Origin of the sequence: Calidifontibacillus oryziterrae (genome assembly GCF_000331575.1) — a bacterium.
GTDB lineage: Bacteria > Bacillota > Bacilli > Bacillales > Bacillaceae_J > Calidifontibacillus_A > Calidifontibacillus_A oryziterrae.
In genome coordinates this window covers 85,545-102,999 of the sequence record NZ_ANOK01000003.1, presented here as the reverse complement: position 1 = coordinate 102,999, position 17,455 = coordinate 85,545, and the positions used below count along the sequence as shown (strand labels likewise).

General features: G+C 35.1%; 20 protein-coding genes. 5 read left to right on the top strand and 15 right to left on the bottom strand.

Annotation, left to right across the window (positions count from 1 at the left end):
- Positions 1–9: 9 nt before the first annotated feature.
- The 9 genes from D612_RS0100560 to D612_RS0100520 all read right to left on the bottom strand — a co-directional run bounded on the left by D612_RS0100560 (position 10) and on the right by D612_RS0100520 (position 8,936).
- Complete coding sequence (locus tag D612_RS0100560) at positions 10–1,197, bottom strand: CaiB/BaiF CoA transferase family protein (protein WP_017753517.1); 1,188 nt, start codon at positions 1,195–1,197, stop codon at positions 10–12.
- A gap of 365 nt (positions 1,198–1,562) precedes the next feature.
- Positions 1,563–2,045 carry an N-acetyltransferase gene (locus D612_RS0100555; protein WP_017753516.1) on the bottom strand — a complete coding sequence of 161 codons (483 nt, stop codon included), beginning with the start codon at positions 2,043–2,045 and terminating at the stop codon, positions 1,563–1,565.
- Positions 2,046–2,073: 28 nt separating this feature from the next.
- Positions 2,074–3,318 (bottom strand): glutamate-5-semialdehyde dehydrogenase, encoded by a 1,245-nt coding sequence (locus D612_RS0100550; RefSeq protein WP_017753515.1) that lies wholly within the window; start codon positions 3,316–3,318, stop codon positions 2,074–2,076.
- Complete coding sequence (gene proB, locus D612_RS17635) at positions 3,315–4,454, bottom strand: glutamate 5-kinase (RefSeq protein ID WP_017753514.1); 1,140 nt, start codon at positions 4,452–4,454, stop codon at positions 3,315–3,317. The genes D612_RS0100550 and proB overlap by 4 nt, the downstream gene beginning before the upstream one ends.
- Positions 4,455–4,924: 470 nt before the next feature.
- A complete protein-coding gene (locus D612_RS0100540) occupies positions 4,925–5,275 on the bottom strand; it encodes a hypothetical protein (RefSeq protein WP_017753513.1) in 351 nt (116 codons plus the stop codon).
- Positions 5,276–5,499: 224 nt separating this feature from the next.
- The gene (locus D612_RS0100535; RefSeq protein ID WP_026092376.1) at positions 5,500–5,811 is read right to left on the bottom strand and encodes a ferredoxin family protein; all 312 of its coding nucleotides are present in this window, start codon (positions 5,809–5,811) and stop codon (positions 5,500–5,502) included.
- Positions 5,793–7,088, bottom strand: coding sequence for an FAD-dependent oxidoreductase (locus tag D612_RS0100530; RefSeq protein ID WP_017753511.1), 1,296 nt, complete (start codon positions 7,086–7,088; stop codon positions 5,793–5,795). The genes D612_RS0100535 and D612_RS0100530 overlap by 19 nt, the downstream gene beginning before the upstream one ends.
- The gene (locus tag D612_RS0100525) at positions 7,081–8,109 is read right to left on the bottom strand and encodes an electron transfer flavoprotein subunit alpha/FixB family protein (protein ID WP_017753510.1); all 1,029 of its coding nucleotides are present in this window, start codon (positions 8,107–8,109) and stop codon (positions 7,081–7,083) included. Before D612_RS0100525 ends, D612_RS0100530 begins: the two co-directional genes overlap by 8 nt.
- 11 nt (positions 8,110–8,120) lie before the next feature.
- Positions 8,121–8,936: an electron transfer flavoprotein subunit beta/FixA family protein gene (locus tag D612_RS0100520; protein ID WP_017753509.1), complete on the bottom strand. Its 816-nt coding sequence runs from the start codon at positions 8,934–8,936 to the stop codon at positions 8,121–8,123.
- Between the two features lie 565 nt (positions 8,937–9,501).
- On the opposite strand from D612_RS0100520, the gene ric reads away from it, so the two are divergent.
- Positions 9,502–10,206, top strand: coding sequence for an iron-sulfur cluster repair di-iron protein (gene ric, locus D612_RS0100515; protein ID WP_017753508.1), 705 nt, complete (start codon positions 9,502–9,504; stop codon positions 10,204–10,206).
- Between the two features lie 270 nt (positions 10,207–10,476).
- Here the strand turns inward: ric and D612_RS0100510 are convergent, their stop codons facing one another.
- Positions 10,477–10,680, bottom strand: a complete 204-nt coding sequence (locus D612_RS0100510) for a hypothetical protein (protein WP_017753507.1) — start codon at positions 10,678–10,680, stop codon at positions 10,477–10,479.
- Between the two features lie 526 nt (positions 10,681–11,206).
- The gene (locus tag D612_RS0100500) at positions 11,207–11,395 is read right to left on the bottom strand and encodes a hypothetical protein (RefSeq protein WP_017753505.1); all 189 of its coding nucleotides are present in this window, start codon (positions 11,393–11,395) and stop codon (positions 11,207–11,209) included.
- Between the two features lie 276 nt (positions 11,396–11,671).
- Here D612_RS0100500 and D612_RS18890 point away from each other — a divergent pair, with 276 nt between their 5' ends.
- Positions 11,672–11,797, top strand: a complete 126-nt coding sequence (locus D612_RS18890; protein ID WP_017753504.1) for an FbpB family small basic protein — start codon at positions 11,672–11,674, stop codon at positions 11,795–11,797.
- Between the two features lie 44 nt (positions 11,798–11,841).
- Here D612_RS18890 and D612_RS0100490 read toward each other — a convergent pair whose 3' ends face one another.
- The gene (locus D612_RS0100490) at positions 11,842–13,206 is read right to left on the bottom strand and encodes a TrkH family potassium uptake protein (RefSeq protein WP_017753503.1); all 1,365 of its coding nucleotides are present in this window, start codon (positions 13,204–13,206) and stop codon (positions 11,842–11,844) included.
- A 215-nt stretch (positions 13,207–13,421) separates the two neighbouring features.
- Here D612_RS0100490 and D612_RS18575 point away from each other — a divergent pair, with 215 nt between their 5' ends.
- Complete coding sequence (locus tag D612_RS18575) at positions 13,422–13,757, top strand: YolD-like family protein (protein ID WP_017753502.1); 336 nt, start codon at positions 13,422–13,424, stop codon at positions 13,755–13,757.
- Positions 13,758–13,823: 66 nt separating this feature from the next.
- Complete coding sequence (locus D612_RS19865) at positions 13,824–13,931, top strand: DUF6254 family protein (RefSeq protein WP_017753501.1); 108 nt, start codon at positions 13,824–13,826, stop codon at positions 13,929–13,931.
- A 35-nt stretch (positions 13,932–13,966) separates the two neighbouring features.
- Here the strand turns inward: D612_RS19865 and D612_RS0100475 are convergent, their stop codons facing one another.
- The gene (locus tag D612_RS0100475) at positions 13,967–15,286 is read right to left on the bottom strand and encodes a sensor histidine kinase (protein ID WP_017753500.1); all 1,320 of its coding nucleotides are present in this window, start codon (positions 15,284–15,286) and stop codon (positions 13,967–13,969) included.
- Positions 15,287–15,577: 291 nt separating this feature from the next.
- Here D612_RS0100475 and D612_RS17625 point away from each other — a divergent pair, with 291 nt between their 5' ends.
- Positions 15,578–15,979: a YppG family protein gene (locus tag D612_RS17625; protein WP_017753499.1), complete on the top strand. Its 402-nt coding sequence runs from the start codon at positions 15,578–15,580 to the stop codon at positions 15,977–15,979.
- Positions 15,980–16,045: 66 nt separating this feature from the next.
- Here the strand turns inward: D612_RS17625 and D612_RS0100465 are convergent, their stop codons facing one another.
- Positions 16,046–16,519, bottom strand: a complete 474-nt coding sequence (locus tag D612_RS0100465; protein ID WP_017753498.1) for a chemotaxis protein CheW — start codon at positions 16,517–16,519, stop codon at positions 16,046–16,048.
- Positions 16,520–16,549: 30 nt separating this feature from the next.
- Entirely contained in the window at positions 16,550–17,404 is an 855-nt protein-coding gene (locus D612_RS0100460; RefSeq protein WP_017753497.1) for a LysM peptidoglycan-binding domain-containing protein, read from the bottom strand.
- Positions 17,405–17,455 lie beyond the last annotated feature (51 nt).

The following is a 17,455-nucleotide window of genomic DNA, read 5'->3' as shown; positions in this document are numbered from 1 at the left end:
TGTTTCCTCCTAAATAATATTTAATGTTTTCATTTCTTCGATCTCATTTTTTGTATAGCCCATCTGTATCAAGATTTCCTCTGTATGCTCCCCGACTAATGGCGGATACTTTCGAATAGTTACTGGTGTTCTTGATAATTTTAAAGGACTTCCAACAAGCTTTATTTGACCTGCTATTGGGTGCTCCAACTCCCAAACCATATTTCGGGCATGAACTTGTGGGTCATTGAATACTTCTTTCATTGTTTGGATAGGTCCCGCTGGTACACTAATTTGATTCAAAAGATCAGCCAATTCCTTTGTAGTTTTCAATTTAAATTTGCTTGCAAGAATTCCAATTAATTCGTCACGATTTTCTAACCGTTTTGAATTAGTTATAAATTTCTCATCGACTCCTAATTCTGGAGCTTCAAGAATAGAACATAGTTTTCTAAATTGGCTATCATTCCCAACTGCCACGACAAGCGTTCCATCCTTTGTTTCAAATGGTTGATAAGGGACTATATTTGGATGTTGATTTCCTAATAATCCCGGTTGTTTTCCAGAAATCAAATAATTACTTGCCACATTTGCAAGTACACTAAGCTGTGAATCAAATAGCGAAACATCAATGCTTTGGCCTTGTCCTGATCTAGTTCGCTCATGTAAAGCAGCTAGAATGCCGATATTTGCATATAAGCCTGTAAATAGATCAGAAATAGCAACACCCACCTTCATTGGACCAGATTCTTCACTTCCTGTTATGCTCATTAGTCCACTCATCGCCTGAATGATTGAATCATAACCTGGTAACTTTCGATACGGTCCATTTTGACCAAATCCTGTAATTGAACAATGGATAATTTTTGGGTTAATTTTTTTCAATTCGTTATAACCAAGACCCCATTTTTCCATCGTACCACTTTTAAAGTTTTCAATAATAACATCACTTTCTTGTATTAATCTTTTTAATAGTTCCTTTCCATCATTAGACTTTAAATTTAAAGTAAGCGCACGCTTATTGCGGTTCGCACATAAATAATAAGCACTTTCTGTAGCTGCATATGGAGGCCCCCATTGTCTCGTATCATCACTACCACCAGGGGCTTCTACTTTTATGATCTCTGCACCTAAATCACCTAAAATCATTGTACAAAAAGGGCCCGCTAAAACCCTCGTTAAATCTAATACTTTAATCCCTTCTAACGCTCCAGTCACCCAATCACCGCCTCAATTACAAAATAAATCAAAAATGCCAACTGTTACTTTAACATCCAAATTCAGTTCCCACTTAACCATATGAAATTACAACAAAAAGCCAGCTATACCAACAATATGTTGATACAACTGGCTAAAATCTACGACTTTATACTAGCAAGCGCGACCAGCATAGTAGACTTCTCAGTTTAATTTTAAAATGTTGATCATGATTGTTCACTGATCCTAAAAGAGTCCTCTTTCTAGAAGTGAACAATATCCTTAATAAATAATTAGGATTAGTACATGTATATGAGCTATATAAAAAAAAATAACCTACTTTTTGTAGGTTAGAAAAAAATAGGAATGATTTTATGCTTAATCAGTTAATGCAAAGAAATGGACTTCTTATAATCAGCAACCTTCATTAAAAGCGCTGTTTCATCGCAGTTTAAAAATTTTGGACAATTGATGCAGTCCTTCCAAATTTTTTGGGGAAGCTGTTCCTTATCAACAATATGAAAGCCACATTTTTTAAAAAAGTCAACTTGATAGGTCATTGCAAAAACATTTTCTACTCCAAGTTTATCTGCCTCTTCAATTAAAGAATGAACTATACTCCTACCAATTCCCAATCCCTTTACCTTTTTATCAACAACTAAAGAACGAATTTCTGCTAAATCACGGCCTAAAACATGTAAACTACCAGCTGCAACAATTTGATCATCCATTTCAGCAACACGAATGCATTGTATATTTTCATATAATGATAATTGTGTGCGCGGCAGCAAAAGATCATCTTTTGAATAAAGATCTATTAAATCAAAAATAGCATCAACATCATGTATAACTGCTTTACGAATGATCATAATTCTATCCCCTTAAAAACATAGTTAATTATCTGATTTGTCCTTCCCCTTTAATAATATACTTAGTTGATGTTAATGCTGATAACCCCATTGGTCCTCTTGCATGAAGCTTTTGGGTACTAATTCCTATTTCGGCACCAAATCCAAATTCAAAGCCGTCTGTAAAACGAGTTGAAGCATTATGATATAATGCTGCTGCATCGACATAATTGAAAAAACGTTCAACATTTTCAGTCGTTTCTGAAATAATTGCTTCCGAGTGATACGTTCCATATTTATTTATATGATCAATTGCTTGATCTACATTGTTGACAATCTTTATCGCAACAATTAAATCTAAATATTCACAACCCCAATCCTCATCGGTTGCACTTTTTAAACCTGGTATAAGCTGCCTAGTTCGTTCATCACCACGTATTTCTACTTGTTTTTCTTGTAATGCCGATACAAGATTTTGTAAGTGTTTTGCAGCCCAGCTTTCATGAATTAGAAACGTTTCAGCCGCATTGCATACAGAAGGTCGTTGGGTTTTTGCATTTATTGAAATATTTATTGCCATGTCAGCTTGAGCAGTTTCATCGATAAAAATGTGGCAATTCCCGACACCTGTTTCTAACACAGGAACTGTTGAGTTTTCAACAACAGTTTTTATAAGTCCTGCTCCTCCTCGTGGTATAAGAACATCTAAATACTCATTCAGCTTAAACATTTCTGCTGCTGCTTCACGGCTAGTATCTTCTAGCAATTGCACAGCTTCCTTTGGAATGTCTGATGCTTCCAAGGCACGATGGATTACATTTATTAGTGCCTTATTTGAATTAATAGCTGAAGAACTCCCCCGTAATAGTACCGCATTTCCAGTTTTCAAGCACAAGCTTGACGCATCAACTGTAACGTTAGGGCGTGCTTCATAAATCATGCCAACAACTCCAAGCGGTACACGAACCTGCTTTATTGCCAACCCATTTGGCCGATTCCAAGCTCCTAATACCTCGCCAACAGGGTCTTTAAGATCTGTTAATTGAATTAAAGCTTCTGCCATATCATCAATTCGTGATTTTGTTAATTTAAGACGATCAAGTAAAGATTCAGTCAACCCTTTTTCTTTGCCAATTACAATATCTTTTTCATTCTCAAATAAAATATAATCAACTTCCTGCAAAAGCTGCGCACTAATTTTCCGTAATGCGTCATTTTTTTGATCCGTTGTCTTTACAGCTAATAATGCTGCTAACGCTTTTGCTTTTTTTGCTTTCATTACTAATTCACTCATTTTTTCACCTTCTCCTTCTTTTCATTTTTATTTTTAAAGGATATCCACTGATCGCGATGGATAACTACTGTATGCTCCTGTTGAACAATGCTTTTTGCTTCCTCTGTTGATAACCCCTTGATCTGGATAAGATCACTAGAACAGTAATTTACTATTCCCCTTCCAATTACCTCACCTTTAGGATTTACAACTTCGACTACATCACCACAAAGAAATTCCCCGTTTATATTCGTGACCCCCGCCGGTAATAAACTGCCACCTTTTTCTAATAACGCAACGACTGCTCCATGATCAACTTCAATGCTTCCCGCAACCTTTGAATGTAAAGCAATCCATTGCTTAGAATTTTTAATGCCTGTTTGTTTCGAATTACCAATATAAGTACCATTCCCTTTGCCACTTAATATATCAACAAGCTTTTCCTTCCCGGATCCTGTTCCAATAAACACATTACAGCCTAATGAGAGAGCTGTTTTTGCAGCCTCTAATTTTGATCTCATACCACCAGTTCCCATCTTAGAGCCCGATGCTGACGCTGATTGTAATAAATCATCGGTTATTTCTGATAAAAAGTTATATCGTTTCGCATTCTTACTTATCTTCGGATTTTGGTCATAGAGACCATCTATATCCGTTAAAATGATAAGAAAGTCTGCATGTACTAAGCCGCTAACTAAAGCTGAAAGCATATCATTGTCACCGAAGGTTAACTCATCAACTGCAACGGAATCATTCTCGTTTATAATTGGAATAACATCACGCTTTATTAATTCTGAAAGTGTTGAATAAGCATTGTTATATTGCTCCTTGTTCATGAAGCTATATCTTGTTAAAAGTAATTGTGCAGTTATAATATTATGTTTTTTAAATTGTTCCGTATAGCCTTGCATCAACAGTCCTTGGCCAACCGCTGCCGCAGCTTGCTTACCTGCAATTGTGACAGGTCTAGTCGGGTATCCTAAGCCCCTAAATCCAGCAGCTACTGCTCCTGAAGAGATAAGGATCACCTCATAGCCTTCCTTTTTCAATGCCGACAAAGCATCAACATGGTCTATCAGCTTTTCAATCGATAAGCCACCACTATTATTGGTTAATGAACTGCTTCCAATTTTCACAACAATTCGCTGCTTCCCCACTTCCCTTACCCCTTTCATGGTCTTACAAATTAAAAAAAGACTCCACCTATCCTACTAAAAGGACGGAAGAGTCTTATCTTTCGCGGTACCACCTTTTTTAGCATTTAGGAATTAGTCTATCCTATAACTTAGAAGTATTAACTGCATATCTAAGTATTAAATGCCCTCTTAACATCCGTAACGTGGATGAAGCGGCTAGTTTTCGCTAACAGCTCTAGGGTAGGTTCGAAAGCATCATTCATGATGAAACCTTTCAGCCAATGGATTCCACTCTCTTTCAGATGAACATCAATCTACTAGTCCCTTTCAACGCTTCTCAATCTATTAAACTATTCAAATTTTTAAATAATTTGCTATCATTATGCGACAGGAATGTTGTCATGTCAATAGGTGAAAATATTTTATTAAATGTTCTTCATTATTATCAATGTGAAAAGTCCCTTGTTCAATAACAACAAGAGACTTTTCATTTAATTAACCATCATTGTTTGTGCAGTCATTAGGGAATTTACTATTTTTTGTTCGATTGCCTTTGCTTCTTCAATAGCCTCTTCCAATGTTTGTGAACAGGAAGTTTTAAAATACGGTACCTTCAATGACCAGAATACACCGGTCTCCTTCGCTGGATAAACAAGGACGCTCCACTTGTATTTTCCGTCAGCATCTTCTAAACCTTCAAGCGCAACTAGCCAATGATTTGCTTTAATACAATGATCACAATCATCCTTGCAATACTGTGTGCAAAAACTATGTTTATCATTCTCATTCATTGGTATCAATGCTTTTTGATAAAATTCACGGTAATTTGGTAGGTTGATCATAGAAAGTCCCCCGTTTCTAGCAATAAAATTTAATGACATTTTAATTGTATGCGCTTTCAACATGGTAGTAAACTAGTTTACTACATTTTTAACAAAACATTCAGAAACTAGTTCATAAGATTGCCATAAACAAAAAGCGGAAGGGGCTAAGGACTGGAGTTAAATACAAAAGAAGCTGCCCAAATGCCATTAATTATGACTTGGACAGCCTCTCTACTATACTACTATGCTAATCTAAAAATAATTCCATGTCCGCCTTTAGGATATTCCCACTTAATATTTTGGTGAGGACAACCAATCCGACAGCTTCCGCATTCATGACAGCCTTCATAACCTACAAACATCCGGCCTGCTTCTTCCCATTTATAAACTTCACCCGGACAGAAAACTGTACAAATTTTATCAGGACATTTTGTTGCACAAATGTCATGGTCTAAAATCGTTAAATGCGACTTTGAATCGGCTTTATAACGGACTAAATACTGTTTTTCTTCGATTGTTTTCGCATCTTTAGCCATTATTTCATCACCTTCCATGCACGGTATAGATCTTTCGCAACAGCAAGTGTACCTTTGTTACCCTTAATTGTATTAATTGCATCTTTTTGTTTCTCACGTTTAGATGTCCCGTCAACAGATAAGAAGCTAGATGCTGCTTTATTTACAAGTGGAATGTATTCTTTAAAGTATTGTGGATTTGTTTCAAATGTATGAGTCGCGTCCTTATACTTTTCAAGGTCTTTCCCAATAAAGCTATTCATTACCTTGTCTTTATATTTTGATAATGCTCTTTCTGAAAGGTCCCCGCTTTGTTTTCCCTCAACAATTGTTTCTGCAGCTAGTCTTCCAGAAGTCATTGCCATATTTGACCCTTCACGATGTATACCATTTACAAATTGGGCTGCATCCCCTACGACAAGAACGCCATCGCCATGAAGCTTCGGAATAGAATTGTAGCCACCTTCAGGAATTAAGTGAGCCAAATATTCAGCCGACTCCCCATCCTTAATTAATGGTTTTACCATCGGATGGTTTTTTACGTATTCTAAAAGCTCATAAGGCTTTATTTTTTCCTTCATCATACTTGATAAAGTCGTACCAACACCAATGTTAATGCTTTCTTTATTCGTATAAATGAATGAGGTACCTAAATTACCTTTCGTAGCATCACCAAAAAGCTCGATTGCAACACCTTGGTTATCGGATACATTGAAACGATCATTGATGACATCCTTAGGAAGGTTAATTACCTCCATAACAGCAAGAGCAACCTCATCTGGACGAAGCTCCTTATGGAACCCAAGCTGCTTTGCTAATAATGAGTTTACACCGTCAGCTAGTACCACTACATCAGCATATACATCACCATCAGGACGGTCAGTACGTACACCAACTACTTTACCGTTTTCAACGATACACTCATTCACAACAGTTTCATTTATTAAAAGAGCTCCCGCTTCAACAGCTTTCTCAGCAAACCATTGGTCGAATTTCGCGCGAAGAACGGAGAAGCAATTGTATGGTGCTTCACCCCACTCTTCATTTTTCACACTTGTTGTTACACATGATTTTTCTGACATCAACCACGCGCGCTGTTCAATAATAGGTCGTTCAAGTGGTGCATCCTTCCAAAACTCAGGAATAATATCTTCCAATTGCTTGCGATATAAAATACCACCCATTACATTTTTCGCTCCAGGGTATTCACCGCGTTCAATTAATAATACTTTTAAACCAGCTTTTGCGCTTGTATACGCACATGCTGAACCAGCAGGTCCGGCACCAACAACAATTACATCAAATTTCTCAGACATGCTCGACTACACCTCCAGCATTTTCTAGTGCTGCTTTGAATTCTTGAATTAACAATGGAAGAATCTCCAACGCATCTCCAACAATTCCATAATGGGAAGCGTCAAAAATGGCTGCATTTGGATCTTTATTCACAGCAATAATTAACTCAGAGTTTTTCATTCCAACAACATGCTGAATTGCACCAGAAATTCCAAACGCAAAGTATATTTTAGGCGATACTGTTTCACCAGTTTGACCAATTTGTAGGTGGTGGTCAATCCAGCCCGCTTCAACAACATCACGTGTTCCACCGACACTTGCACCAAGTACATCTGCTAATTCATACAGAAGCTGGAAGTTCTTTTCGTCTCCCATGCCTTTACCACCAGCAACAATTATATGGGCATCAGCTAGGTTTGCCTTCTTCGTTGTATCTCTAACAATCTCTAAAACTTTTGTTCGTAAACTACTTTCTTCTACTCCTAATTTTTCTTCAATAATTTGACCAGTACGACCTTCTTCACGTGGTAATGCTTTCATCACCTTTGGTCTCACAGTTGCCATTTGTGGACGATGTTTTTTACAAAGAATGGTCGCCATAATATTCCCACCAAAAGCTGGACGGCTTGCTTCCAATAAACGGTTTTCCATGTCAATATCTAGCATTGTTGTATCGGCTGTTAAACCTGTACTAACATCTGTGGCAATCGCACTAGCTAAATCTTTCCCATTTGAAGTTGCACCATAGAGAATGATTTCCGGCTTATATTTTCGAACTAACATGCTTACTCCATGCATGTATGGTTCTGTTCTATAGTTTTTAAGAACTGGATCATCAATTAAATAAACTTCATCTGCTCCATACTCAAAGCATATGTTTGTTAAATCTTTAACATTTTCACCTAATAGCATACCTGCAAGAGGTACATCAAGTTTTTTTGCTAAGTCACGTCCTGCACCTAAAAGCTCAAGGGAAACTCCTGCAATTTCCCCGTCCCTTTGCTCGATAAATACCCAGACGCCTTTATGTTCTTCAATCATTTTTTATCCCCCTATTGTTGAAAAAGTTCGCTCTTTTCAGAAAGAATAGTTGAAACGATTTCTTTCACCTGTTCAGAAGAACTACCTTCTAAAATTTTCGCTTTCTCAGGTGGTTGTGGAGCCCACATTTTACCTACAACTGTAGGTGAACCCTTTAATCCAAGCTGTGCAATATCAACATTTTCAAGATCATCGACAGTCCACACGTTTGCTTCATATCTTGCTGCTTGAATCATATTAGGAAGTGGTGAGTATGCAACTTCATTAATTTCTTTCTCAACAGTTAACAGGCATGGTAATTGTGCTTGAATCACTTCATATCCATCCCCTAATTTACGGTGTACTTTAATGTACTTTTCACCTTCATTTACTTCTTCAACTTTAATAACTTTAGTAACAGGTGGAATGTCTAATCGTCTAGCTATCCCAGGTCCAACTTGTCCGGTATCTCCATCAATGGCATGTAAGCCACAAAGAACAAGATCTATCGGATTATCCTTTGAAATTTTTTCAAGAGCTTTATATAAAGCATAACTAGTAGCAAGCGTATCCGCTCCGGCAAAACGGCGATCGGAAATTAAATAACCCTCATCAGCTCCAATTTCAATACACTTCTTAATAACTTGTGTAGCCTGTGGAGGTCCCATTGATAATACGGTTACTTTTCCACCAACCTGTTTTTTAATCCGTACGGCCTCCTCAACAGCATGACCATCATAAGGATTTAAAATAGCTGGTACTCCCCGGCGATCTAATGTGTTCGTTTTTGGATTGACTTTGATGATTTTGGTGTCTGGTACTTGTTTTACACAAACAACGATGTGCATAGGAAAGAAACACACTCCTCTCAATAATCCCCTTTTGATTTGTTTTAGCTTATAATTGCATGTTATATAACAGAGCAAGAAAAATAAAAACATTTATTTCGCCTACTCTTCATAACCAAAAGAAACACATAATTAGTCGAGAATGACAAATTACGACGGATTCCCTTCTATTATCTACCTAAAGAAATATTTTTGATAGTGTAAAATATATCTTGTTTTATAATTTTCAATCTAAAAAACTAGTTAAGATAGAAGGAAATAAAAACTTTACAAACACCTTAGCAACGTAATGAAATTTTTTACAAAAAATCATAGGGAAAAATATAAAAAAATCGACAGCTTCCCCACTGATGTTTACAACATAAACACAATGCTTATGGTGACCTACTCTTATTATATATGATTCATTGTACAATTGTTCACAAACTTTTTAAAGACTATTTTAGACAATTTCGAAAATTTTTTTCCATTGTTTCTCCTATCCCCCTGTGATTTAAATCACCACTCACCGATAATAGTTTGTTTATAGTGTTGTATATATCCAAATTAAAGGGGGCATTTTCTTATGAATACACCATTAAATAGCGCAATGAACGTTGGGGATATCGTAACGAAGTTTCCACAAGCGGCTGATATATTTAAAAAATTACGAATTGATTTTTGTTGTGGTGGAAATCGTCCATTGTCGGAAGCGATTCAAGAAAGAAAGTTAAATGAAGAGACAATTATAGAAGAGCTAAATGCTGCTTATTTAAAAATGGTAGCGATGAATGCTGACACAGCAAATTGGTCTGATATGTCAAGTAACGATATTATCGATCATGTAGCACAAACCCATCATGCATTTTTGTATGATGAGCTTCCTCAGCTTGGACAATTTGTTACGAAAATTTACCGTGTACATGGCGTGAACCATCCTCATCTTGCTGATGTTTACCATCATTTTCATGATTTAAGTAAGGAATTAATGGAACATATCATTAAAGAAGATGAAATAATATTCCCGCTTATAAAAGCATATGTAAGTAATCCTACTGAGGAAGCACGTGGGAAAGTTACAACAGCCATTACTGAATTAGAAAATGAACATGATAAAGCTGGAGATTTATTAAAGCAAATACGCAGTTTAACAAACGATTATACTCTTCCGGCAGGAGCATGTATGACGTATACTCTAACATATCAACGTCTTGAAGCACTTGAATCCGATATGTTTGAGCATATTCATAAAGAAAACAATATTCTTTTCCCACGTTTTTTAAATAATTAACTATTGAATAAAAAAGGCGCAAGCGCCCTGATTAGCGACGTAAAAATATGAGCGCATCGACTGAGATTAAGGAAACACGACGAGGGATGAGTCGATGTTGACTTATCGCAAATGAGATGAGCGAAGTTTACTAGTCGCTGGGCGCTCGTGCTGGATTCCAAAGCGCAAAATTATATAATTCTTATCTTTAGAAATAAACCTGTGGAGATTCATGATTAACTAAGTAGTTATCCATGAAAACCCACAGGTTTTTAATTTTAACTCATTCTATTAATAACCATAGTCCCAGTCAACTTTGTCCTCTTTGTAACCAACAACTTTTACGTTCCCTAAGTCCACCTTTTTATGATTTAATGTAGTGGTACAATGATGACACCCACATTGATTTTTTATTTCCTCCAATGTTTTCTTTTCGACATCCTCGTACACAACAACGTCCTTCTTATTACGGTAAAGTACTGCAGTACCTGCCATAATGTTAGTACGCCACCTTTCATTTTGATCCCTTTTTATTCTTTATTCGTAATAATTGTATAATATTGCGTTTTTCCTCACCATAAACTTGTGAATCAATTCACAAATTAGGCAAAAAAAATAAAACATTCTGTTACATTTGTTATTAGGGATGCTAACAAAATAAAAAGTTGATATAATTAAAAGTATGTACCAGCAATTTGTAAAACGCTTTCAAGATTCCCCGAAGAATATGACCCTCTAATGTAAGAAGAGAGCCTACAAAATACTAAATTTTAACGGTGACTATTGTAAAGATCACAAATATATTGAATTACAGATTGACCCTCACTTTTTGTTTGTTTTTGTTCTTCTGGTTTTACCTCAACCGCATTTTGCATGTTTGTCATCCCTCTCATTTGCGAAATAAATTATCTATATTTTCAGATAATTTTAACTCCGTATATACCTTTCGTCAACATCTATTTTAAATATTTATGTAAAAAACAAAATGGTACCTTTTTGTTGGGGTACCATTGAAAAGCTACTACTCTTTAATTGTTTGCTTCCCAACCTTTGGTGCTGGAAATAATGGACGATCTCCATGTCCTTTATAATCACGTAAATAATCTTTTAAAGCTTTCTTAACATTTTTTCCTAGGGGAAGCTTTTTTTTGTAGCCAAGCTCATCTTGATATTCTTCATATCCTTTACTTTTCAATTGTGCAACAAGCATTGGACTAACCCCCTTTATTTAATTTATCCTACTATAATTATAATAGATTTTTCCTAATTCAGAAATAGCTTGATTTAAAAACATTAATAAAACACATAATTTGCCCACAAACAGCAAATCACAATGTCTTTTCCATGACAAAAATATGTTTTGAACTTTTTTAACACAATTGTCACAATTTACTACTGTTTTCTGAAAATTTAAAATTGTATTATTATAATTAGTGAGATATCATAGTTTTGAGCTAACGAATTTAAGGAGGCGGTTAAAAAGTAAATGAGAAAATTAAATTTTAAAGAATTAGTAGCTGAAAATAAAGAACAATTGTTAAAAGACAAAGAAGCAATGGAAAAAATAGAAAAACGAATAGAAGAAAAAGCAATAAAAACTGCAGTAAAATAAACGGGCAATAGGTTCACTTTGAACCTCTGCCCGTTTATTCTTACTTATCCTATGATTACTTTTTCCGTTGGATAATGGAACTTTTCTTGTTTTTCTTGACCACGAATAATAAATAAAAATGAGAAAATACCAATTCTGCCTATAAACATTAACGCAGTAATTACCAATTTACCAAAACTCGTTAATTCATGTGTGATACCCATTGATAACCCGCAAGTTCCAAATGCTGAAGCAACTTCAAATAATAGCTGCAATAATGAAGAAGATTCAAAATGAGACAATACTGTCAAAGCTGCCCCACAAATTATAAATGCTGTTGTAATCACGACAAAAGCTCTTGTAATATCTTGGGGATCAATTTCACGGTTAAATACTTTTATCGAATTTCTCCCTTTTGCATAGAAATAAATACTTAAACACATAATTGCAAACGTTGTTGTGCGAATCCCACCACCGACGCCTGAAGGAGATGCTCCAATGAACATTAATATTGAGATTAATAATAATGTTGAATCTGAAAACTGATTAATGTCCATTGTCGCTAACCCGGCACTGCGTGATGTCACGGATTGAAATAATGAAAAAAACAACGCCTCATGCCATGTTTTATCGGCAAAAAAATGATTGAATTCGAATAGTAAAATAATAGCAGTTCCAATAACAATTAACGCCAAGTACGTTGTTGTAGTGATCTTTGTAAACAATGAAAAATGGTATGGATATTTTCCTTTATGTGTCAAATATTCCTTAACCTCTACTAAAACAGGAAAACCAATTGCGCCCAATATTATAAGCGTCATATTAATAAATTGTACAAAATAGTCATTCGCAAATTCTGTTAATGATGCCCCCGTAATATCAAATCCAGCATTTGTGGTTGCACTAATTGACGCAAATAAACCATGTAAATATGCTTCCTGCCAAGTCGGATAAAATTTCAAAAAATATGTACCTAAAATAACAGCACCAAACAACTCGATCACAATAATCAAATACAAAATTTGCCTCATCAAATTAACAAGTCCGGCAAACGTTGATTGATTTTGATCAATTTTTATAAGCTGACGCCCCTTAAATCCAATCTTTTTTCCCATGATCAGCCAAACGAATGTACCGAGCGCCATAATTCCAATTCCGCCTAACTGAAACATAAACATTAGTATAAAATAACCAATCACACTAAATGTATCTGATGTAGATACTACTGTTAATCCAGTAACACTAATAGCGCTGACCGCAGTAAACAAAGCGTCAATAAACGTTAACTGAACTCCTGGTTTATGTGCGATTGGTAAGCTTATTAGCAATGTCGACACAAATATTGCAGCCGCATAAAACAAAACAATTAATTGCACGGATGATAATTTTATTTGAGTTTTCGATTGTTTCTTTTCGTTATTTTTTAACATCTTTTTATCCCCTAATGGCTAGTTGTTCTTTTATAGTTTACCTTGTACGAACTAAATGTCAATCAAACATCAAAAAGCGCGAATAGCCAGGTTAAACTGAGTCTAACTAAATCAAAAAACAAGAACAAATGTTCTTTAATCACAGAGCTTTTTCATATATAATAATAGTCATAGTCAAATAAGTACGAATCCAAATATTTGAGGAGGGCAACCTGTTGATTAAAGATCGCGGAACAATAAAATGGACGGCAATGATGCTTCCAGAACACGTACAACAACTAAGAGAATTTTGGAATAATGATAAAAGAGTACAAATGCCAACTATTGATGAACAGCAATTGGAAGTAATGAACGATATTTTCCAACTAGCCTATACTGAGCATTCTTTATTAAAAATTACGTATTATGAGGCAGGTCGTTATTTAAATACCGTCGGGTACATTAACAAGATAAATCCATTGACAAAAACTTTATATATTGTAGCTACTGATGGGCACAATATGTCGATTCATGCTAATCAAATTATCACAGTGGAGCTAACTGAGGAATAAAACATTAAAAAGTACCTAATAATAGGTGTATGTTAGTTTCATTACGTCAGAAAAAGGAGATGGATAATGACACAATCAAAGGGTCAAAAAGAACGGCAATTTAGAAAACGAAAAGAGGCACAAAACTCCCACGGTAAAGTTAAATCATTTAAAGATCTAGCAGACGAAAAGTAGATGCAAAACAGAAAAAAGCCAGTGCTTCAATCAATTTAAATTGAAATATCACTGGCTTTCTCAGAAGAACTTAAACTGTGAATTTGATCCAATTTACTCATTTGCTGCTGTTCTACCTTTGGAAAAGTGAGCAGCACAGTTGTTCCCTCACCGGGCTTGCTCATATATTTTATTTTACCCTTCATTGACTTTACTATATTCATAACAACCATCATCCCTAAGCCTGTCCCATGCTCCTTCGTTGTAAAATAAGGAACTCCTAATTGTTCAATCTGCTTTGTATTCATACCAATTCCTGTATCGTTAATGATAATAGTTACAAAATCATCATCAGATTCCAATCTAACGTGCAGCAATCCCCCTGAAGGCATTGCATCAATACTGTTTTTTGAAATGTTCATAATGCATTGGTGTAGCTTTTGTCTTTCACCCAATACCCAACTTGTTCTATCTAAAAATTCAGTTTCAATTGCAACGGAGCGCATATTAGCATAAGATTTAATAATCTCTACTGATTTGTTTAACTCCTCATATGCGTTAATAATCTGCCTTCGATCACTATCCGGTTTTGCGAACGTTAAATAATCAGTTATAATGGTTTCGGCATGCTCTAGCTCTTTTATAGCTAAATCAAAGAACTGCTCTCTTTTATCCTTCGTAAAATCGTTATCACGTAATAACTGCAGAAACCCTTTTGTAACTGTAAGAGGATTTCTTACCTCATGAGAAATTGATGCCGCTAAATCACTTACAAGCTTTGACTTATCCGATTTTGTTATTTCTTGCTTCATTATATCTCTGTTACGAATAAGTTCGATTAAGACTGTAGCAATCCAAGCAGTAATTCCTTGAATTAAAATATATGGAAGAATCAACGTTATAGAAAATCCGTTTACATCTTCAATAAATATAAATGACATAAATATCGTAAATGAAATTAGTATAGTGGCAATTCCCGTTAAAATGTATAATTTTGTTTTACTTCGTTGTACATTAAAAAAAGGAGATACACTAACCACAGCTATAAAAAATACTGACTGGGTAATTAAAGCGACAAAAACCCCATCTCCTCCAATTAAAAACCGATAAATGATGATCGTTAGAAAAGGAAAAATCCCAAGCTGATATCCACCATATAGTGTTAAAATAACTAACGGAACATGGCGAAGATCAAAATACCAACCATTGGCTGCTTGAAATGGGAAGGTCATACATAAAACAATCGATACGCTTGCTAACAGTACAATTGATACTATTACCTTTTTATCTCTCTTTTTGTTTTCTGACCAATAATGCTGAAACAAAAGAATGGGTGCAAGAATAAATAATATATTATTAAGTAAATTACTTACCATCTTAAACGTTCCCGCCTTTTCCCACAAATACTACAAAATATCTTTTCTACTAAAACTTCTCATATGTTCACAAAATTGTCAAATATTATTTAGTACTTTTTTACTAATTTTTGACAATAACCGCGAATAATTTTTATCATAGTTTAAAAATAGCAGATTCATATATAACAACAGGAAAATTTCTGAATAATGGAACGAAACATTTATATTCTTAAACACCCTCTATAAAACTGTAACATAAAATAAATCAATAAAAATATTCCTATTCATGATAACAGGGGGTATTTCGTTATGTCTTATCCTTATTATCGACAAAATCCTTTCGGTTGGAGTCCTTATAGTGATCCTATGTTTAATTATAGCCAGCCCTTTATTACAGATACAGGTGGAAACTATCTAAATCATTTGATGTATTTTGGAATAAGCCCTAGTAAAAATCAATACACAGCGTTGTTTGGGAAACACGAAAATAACGCAATGTCCCAATTTCCAATACCACCGCCCTTCCCTTTATGGGGATACAACTATAAGCCAGCCCAACCACCTTTGAACTCCTTTCTTTCCTATTTCTATGATAAAAACGGGAATTTTGACTTTAATAAAATGCTAACAACAGTCGGTCAGGTTTCAAATACTGTGAAACAAGTAAGCCCGTTACTAAAGCAATTTGGCTCTCTGTTAGGAAAAGTATAAAGACAAAAAGTATAAAAAAGGGTCTGACTATCTCTGTTTTATCAGAGTGTCTGACCCCTTTTTATATTACTCATTTAGGATACCTTTCACTTCATTTATTGCATTTGCTATATCACTTTCTTTAACTAAAGCTTCAATATCCAAAATCATAACTAACTTATCATTTACTTTTGCAACCTTCATGAAACGATTTAAATCAGAGCCTGCTAAAGAAATACCTTGAACATTTTCATTTGGGATATCTAGAACCTCTGTAGCTTCATCAACAATTAGTCCCGCAAGAGTATTATCAACCTTGACGACAATGATCCGATTAGAGTCATACTCATTTGGTATAGTTTTCAGCATAAATTGGCGAAGATCAATAATTGGGATTATATCACCACGAAGATTTAGTATCCCTTTTATATGTTGAGGAAGATCTGGCATTCTCGTAATATGTTCCGTTTTTTCAATGGACATCACTCTAAATATCGAGATACCAAAATACTCTGCTCCCATTTTAAAGGTAACAACTTTTTCTGAATGATTTATATCCAAATTAACTCCTCCTCAAAAGTCATATGTTATTTAATCACCAGTAGATACTGCTGGAATTTCTAGTTGAAGACCAACTGTTAAAGCTTCAGGATTATGTAATTCATTATGTTCAGCTATTATATTTTGGTATTTAGCTGAATTATAGTATTTAACAGAAATACTATAAAGGGTGTCTCCTGCTTGAACGATATGAACAGGAAAACCGTTTGTTGCCTCGTCTATTGAATTAATTATCGCATCATCTGTAGAATCATTTGTTGAATCATCTGTTGAGGCTATAACACGATCCCCAACCTCTTCTGTGTGCCATTCCAATGCAGGTGGAAATGGGATCATTAGTCTTTGGCCGACTTGTAGTTCATTACTATTTTTCAAATTATTAAATCCAGCTAAAAAATGTTGATACTGAGGTGATTTGTAATAGTGAATGGAGAGTTGATATAAAGAATCGCCTCGTTGAACTGTATGTTCGATTATTTTTTCATCAGCTTGTGTGACATCCTCTGGTGAATTTTCTTTTTCTTCAGGAATTTGAATGTTCTCATGATCGAGACTATCATTGAGGTTTCCTGAACGCTCCTCACTTTCATTTTCGATTATCCCTGGAGCTAACAGGTCTTTGTCTTCTTCGAGTAAAGGATCTTCATCATTAGTATTTTCAAACTGTTGCGGATCAGATTTCTCATCAGCTTCTTCAATTGTACCGGTTCCATGAAACAAACTATAAATAACCGAAAAACCACCGATAACACATACAATAATAAGCGTTAATAAAAACATATTTTTTCTTCGACCACGTTTTTTCAATCGATATCTACTGCTATTTACACTTTCATCAAGATCATCTTCAAAATAATCATCATCAAATTCGTCAAACTTTCTCATGATAGTACCTCCATTTCAGACAAATATATAAACTTTAGGCAGCTAATTACG